Source organism: Pseudorhodobacter antarcticus (genome assembly GCF_900110135.1).
GTDB classification, from domain to species: Bacteria; Pseudomonadota; Alphaproteobacteria; order Rhodobacterales; family Rhodobacteraceae; genus Pseudorhodobacter; species Pseudorhodobacter antarcticus.
In genome coordinates this window covers 1-1869 of record NZ_FOCO01000104.1, presented here as the reverse complement: position 1 = coordinate 1869, position 1869 = coordinate 1, and the positions used below count along the sequence as shown (strand labels likewise).

Annotated in this window: 1 protein-coding gene and 2 pseudogenes; 2 read left to right on the top strand and 1 reads right to left on the bottom strand. The window is 55.3% G+C overall.

The features are described from left to right. Positions 1-95: 95 nt before the first annotated feature. Both BMY36_RS19055 and BMY36_RS20155 read left to right on the top strand, forming a co-directional pair. Positions 96-801 (top strand): annotated as a pseudogene (locus tag BMY36_RS19055) (DNA-binding protein); the annotation flags it as partial. A gap of 98 nt (positions 802-899) precedes the next feature. Next, a complete protein-coding gene (locus BMY36_RS20155) occupies positions 900-1040 on the top strand; it encodes a UCP036055 family protein (RefSeq protein WP_156215235.1) in 141 nt (46 codons plus the stop codon). 349 nt (positions 1041-1389) lie between these two features. Here BMY36_RS20155 and BMY36_RS19365 read toward each other — a convergent pair. Next, a pseudogene (locus BMY36_RS19365) lies at positions 1390-1745 on the bottom strand (ATP-binding protein); the annotation flags it as partial. Between the last annotated feature and the right edge of the window lie 124 nt (positions 1746-1869).

Below are 1869 nucleotides of genomic sequence, written 5' to 3'. Positions count from 1 at the left end.
CCCCGCCATAACTAACCTCAAGATGTCCACTATCGATGGTGGACACTATCACCCACTCTATCACGCAGGCAGGGCGGTCAGACCGGACGGATACGGTGAAACTGGTCAATGACACGTTTCGGAGCGCTGGGGCTTCAGGCAGTTGTCTTGAGGCGTCTGTGCGGCAGGTTTACCTCTCCGCTCAAGCCCCCGACCTGAAGGATAGTCCCGAAGCCCAGGCCGTCGATGATCGGCATGCGAGTTGGGAGGCGGATCTGCCACTGGGTGATGATGTCATTCTCTGAGAACTACCTCTTAGGACTTGACCAAACAAGCCGTTTGGCTCTGCTGGCGCATTGCTTGAGCTTTGGGATGAATGCCTTGCACGAGCGGGTGAACCCTTGCGGCGCCGGTATTTCTGCGTCGGGCCTGTCCAAGCGCATGGCGCAGTCGGATATGGTCGCTAATGCCGTTGGCCTCGATATGGTGGAAGCCGGTTGGGAGCCGACCGTCGATACCTACCTCAACCGGGTTCCCAAGGCTCGTATCTTGGAAGCGGTACGTGAAGCGAAAGGCGACGGCACGGCCCAGCTGTTGGACCATCTGAAGAAGGGTGAAATGGCAATCGAGGCCGAGCGTCTGCTCAAAGGCTCTGGATGGTCGCCCGAGGTACTGCGCCATGTTGATCTCGATGCAGACAGCGGGGCAGGGGACGGTGAGCCGGTTGAAGACGCTTCTGAATCTGTCGAGAGCATCGACTTGCTTGACTTCTTAATGGCGGATTTGCCTGCGGACGCCGCTGAGATGATGGCCGCAGAGTGATCTGAAGCCCCAGAAGGCGGAAAAACCGCCCTCATTTACATTAAACATAATAATATCAATGTGATGCGTGTGAAACCTACCACGCAGAAGGAGAAATCATGTCTGCAAGTCTGATCATCAACGCAGTCCCCTTGGGTGCGCTCATTTGCTACACCGATGGCACGCAAAAACCACCTGAGAACGGCAATGCAAAAGTGGACCAAGGAAGTGGCGTGATAATCTCGCTGCGAGCAATGTAAAATGTTGCCACTTTGGCCCTTTCTGTTTTCAGGGAGGGCGGGAAATTTTAGTCGTGGATTTGTATTTGAAGGTTCGTCTCGCGCGGCGTGGCGGCATGTGCGAGCGGGCGGCGGAGAGTCATTTACTGTAATTGATACTGCCGTAGAAGGCTCAGGGCAACCTGACGGTCAAATTCCAAACTTTTCAAAGTATTTGCTACGGCTATGTCGCAAGCCTGGTATCATATTGAGTACGTCCAACTTTTAGACCCTATTATGCAGTAAGTTTGGCAAACTGCTGGAATGGGGAAATACAGTTAAGGCCGAACTGGCCTTTTCGGATCATGTACACCGCCTTGATGTCGGCGATAGTTAACCGATCGAACAATGTGCCAGTCAGGCGCTCGGTGCCGAAGGTTTCGGTCCATTCATCGAATGGCAGCTTGCTGGTGATCAGCGAGGTGGCGGTGGTGAAGCTGACCGACATGCCCTTCTGGCAGCCCGCCAGCCCAAGCCCGAGGACGAAATGGGCCTTGCAGGTGCCCACTTGGGCCCCAGGGGGATGACGGTCTCACGCCGCGCGACCTATAAGCCGTAAGGTCATTCGCAGCGGGCGAGTTCCACCACCTGCATCTTGTTGAGCTTGGGGATTGCCTTGAAATCGAAGCTGTCGAGGCTTTTGACGGCTGGGAACTTCGCGGCCTTGATGCGGCGCTGGCCTGTTCTACTCATACCTGCTGTTGAGCTTTAGGCTGTCTTAAGGGCACCTCGATTTTTGACTGTTTTCGCGGCAACGGGATAGCAGGTTCCGCCCAAAGCGCGTCAGCGACCTTCAACTGACAGAGTGTTG